Source organism: Martelella sp., from assembly GCF_984369615.1.
Map to the genome: position 1 here is coordinate 1 of NZ_CFHTCS010000433.1, position 3264 is coordinate 3264.

Annotated in this window: 3 protein-coding genes; all 3 read left to right on the forward strand. The window is 63.8% G+C overall.

Features of this window, described 5'->3' with window-relative positions; translation table 11 throughout:
• On the forward strand, positions 1-2004 hold a 2004-nt coding region (locus tag AC5DC2_RS21700), incomplete at its 5' end, for a primosomal protein N' (protein WP_491699987.1).
• 60 nt (positions 2005-2064) lie between these two features.
• Entirely contained in the window at positions 2065-2451 is a 387-nt protein-coding gene (locus AC5DC2_RS21705) for a hypothetical protein (protein WP_024706585.1), read from the forward strand.
• Between the two features lie 245 nt (positions 2452-2696).
• Positions 2697-3263: a F0F1 ATP synthase subunit delta gene (locus tag AC5DC2_RS21710; protein ID WP_024706586.1), complete on the forward strand. Its 567-nt coding sequence runs from the start codon at positions 2697-2699 to the stop codon at positions 3261-3263.
• Position 3264: the final 1 nt, after the last annotated feature.

The following is a 3264-nucleotide window of genomic DNA, read 5'->3' on the forward strand; positions in this document are numbered from 1 at the left end:
GCGGCCACGAAGCTGCGGCCGATCGAGCATGTGTTCGATTGCCCGCCCGTGGCGGAGGAGATGCGTCGTTTCATTTCCTGGGTTGCCGCCTACACGCTGACCCCGCCGGGGCTTGTCGCGCGCATGGCCGTTCGCGCGCCTGCGGCCCTTGAGCCTGAACCGATGGTCGAGGGGCTGACGCTGACGGGTACGGTTCCCGAGCGGATGACGCCGGCGCGAAAGCGCGTTCTCGAACTGGCGCAAGACGGCGCCGGCTGGACGCGGCTCGGGCTTGCGCGCGCTGCCGGCGTCAGCGCCAGCGTCGTCGAGACGATGATGAAGCACGGCGTGTTCGACACCGTCTTCCTGCCGCCGCCGCCGGCCTTTGCCACGCCCGATCCCGATTATGCACGCCCCGCGCTTTCGCCCGACCAGGACGCGGCGGCCAAAGATCTGCGCGCTGCCGTGGCGGCGGACGATTTCAATGTGACGCTGATCGACGGCGTTACCGGTTCCGGCAAGACGGAGGTCTATTTCGAGGCCGTGGCCGAAACGCTCAGCAGAGGCAAGCAGGTGCTGATTCTTTTGCCGGAAATTGCCTTGACGGCGAGTTTCCTCGACCGGTTCGAGAGCCGCTTCGGCGCGCGACCCGGCGAATGGCATTCGGACCTCGCGCCGCGCATGCGCGAGAAGGTCTGGCGGCAGACGGCGGAAGGGATGATCCGCGTGGTTGCCGGGGCCCGCTCGGCGCTGTTCCTGCCCTTTGAGGAACTCGGCCTGATCGTCGTCGATGAGGAACATGATACGGCCTACAAGCAGGAAGACCGCGTCTTCTACAACGCCCGCGACATGGCGGTGGTGCGGGCGCGCATCGGTGGTTTTCCAGCGGTGCTGGCTTCCGCGACGCCTTCTGTCGAAAGCCAGGTCAACGCGCTTGCCGGGCGCTACCGCCGCATCCATCTGCCCGGCCGCTTTGCCGAGGCGGCGCTGCCGAGCCTGAAGACGGTCGACCTGAGGCGCGATCCGCCGAAACGCGGCGGCTTCCTGTCGCCCTCGCTGCTTTCGGAGATCGACAGAACGGTCGGGCGCGGCGAACAGGCGTTGCTGTTTCTGAACCGGCGCGGCTATGCGCCGCTCACGCTCTGCCGGGTCTGCGGCCATCGCTTCCAGTGCCCGAACTGCTCGAGCTGGCTGGTCGAACACCGGTTTCGCGGGCGGCTGATGTGTCACCATTGCGGCCACGGAGAGCCGGTGCCCGAGGCTTGCCCGGAATGCGGCACGCTCGATCATCTCGTTGCCTGCGGGCCGGGGGTCGAGCGCATCGCCGAGGAAGTCGAGCAGCATTTTCCGGAGAAGCGCACGATCATCCTGTCTTCGGACATGGCCGGCGGGGTCAAGCGCCTGCGGCTGGAACTCGAGGCCGTCGCCAATGGCGAGGCCGATATCATCATCGGCACGCAACTGGTGGCCAAGGGGCATAATTTTCCGCTGATGACGCTTGTCGGCGTGGTCGATGCCGATATCGGCCTTGCCAATGGCGATCCGCGCGCGGCCGAGCGCACCTTCCAGCTTCTTGCGCAGGTGACGGGGCGGGCAGGGCGCACGGGGCTTGCGAGCAAGGGTCTGATCCAGACCTATCAGCCGGCCCACCCCGTGATGCAGGCGATCGTTTCCGGCGATGCCGAGGCGTTTTACGACCGGGAGATCACGGAGCGGGAAAAGAGCGGCCTGCCGCCTTTCGGCCGGCTAGCCGCGGTTATCATCTCCGCAGACAACCGTTCCGATGCCGAGGCGCATGCGCGGGGGTTGAGGGCGGCGGCGCCGGCCGGGCGCTCGATCTCGGTGCTTGGCCCGGCCGAGGCGCCGCTGGCGCTGGTGCGGGGCCGCTACCGCTTTCGCCTGCTCGTGCACGGCAGCCGGGCGGACGACATCCAGACTTTTTTGCGGGAAATGCTCGAAAACGGGCCGCGACAACGCGGCAGCGTCCGCGTGCAGCTTGACATTGACCCGCAGAGCTTTCTCTAGATAGATTGAATTTCAAGAAGCGCGGAGGACCCGCGCCGCGCAAGGCAAGGGAGCGTTCAGATGAGTTTTTACTGGCCGGAGAGTTTCATCGGGCAGATCGCCCTGTTCATGGCCGTTGTCATCCTGATCTGGGGGCTCGTCGTGGCGCTGGCGCCGCTGAAGCTGATGGGGCTTGCAGGATTTTCCGGACTGAAGGAGGAGAGCGGGCAGTCGATCCACATCCGTTCGATGATCGGCGGCACCTATGCCGCCATGTCGCTGATGGCGCTCCTGTTCGACCAGCCGATGATCTATCGCACCTTCGGCCTGGCGCTGATCTTCGGCTTTCTGACCAGGTTGCTGTGGATGGGCACAACCGGGAGCCGGTCGATCAAGGGAGGGATATTCCTCGTCTGCCAGGCGGTGGCCGGCGTGTTCATGCTGCTTTACGGCCTTGGCTGGGCGTAAACGACAAAGGCATTCAAAAGCACTGCGTTTCAGGGTTTTGCGACTTTGTGACGAGAAACGCATGCCAATGCTCCAAACGGGCTTTGCGCGTGTTGCGAGTCGCTTTTACCTGTGCTAGACGAACCCCGACTATTGGGAGGGCCAGCATGTTTTTTCCTGCTGTTTCCCGGGGATATTGTGAGGTTTTGAGGGCTTCGGGCAGTGCCGGCGACGACACGGCCCGCGCCGATTTTTAAGGGGAATTTGTGCCTGTGGCAGACCTATCCCAATCTGTGTCGAACGTGGCGCAGCGCTATGCTGTTTCTCTGTTCGAACTTGCCAAGGAAGACGACAGCATCGACGCCGTGGGCGCCGATATCGACCGTGTCGAGGCGCTGTTGAATGAAAGCGACGATTTCCGGCGTCTGGTGATGAGCCCGGTCTTCAGCGCCGACGAGCAGCTGAAGGCGGTGACCGCCATTCTCGCCAAGGCGGAAATCGGCGGCTATGTCGCCAATTTCGTCAAGCTGGTTGCGAAAAACCGCCGTCTTTTCGTCCTGCCCGGCATGATCTCGGCCTATCGCGGCGAGGTTGCCGCCTATCGCGGGCAGGCGACGGCTGAAGTGACAGTGGCCCATGCCCTGTCTGATGAACAACAACAGGAATTGAAGACTGCGCTGAAGGATGTGACGGGCAAGGATGTGTCCCTTCAGATCACCGAAGACGCGTCGCTTCTCGGCGGGATGATCGTCAAGGTCGGTTCGCGTCAGATCGATACGTCGCTGCGCACGAAACTCTCCAAACTTAAGCTTTCACTGAAAGAGGTTGGCTGAT

Coding starts and splice junctions, on each gene's coding strand:
- AC5DC2_RS21705 (WP_024706585.1), top strand. CDS start 2,065: ATGAGTTTTTACTGGCCGGAGAGTTTCATCGGGCAGATCGCCCTGTTC.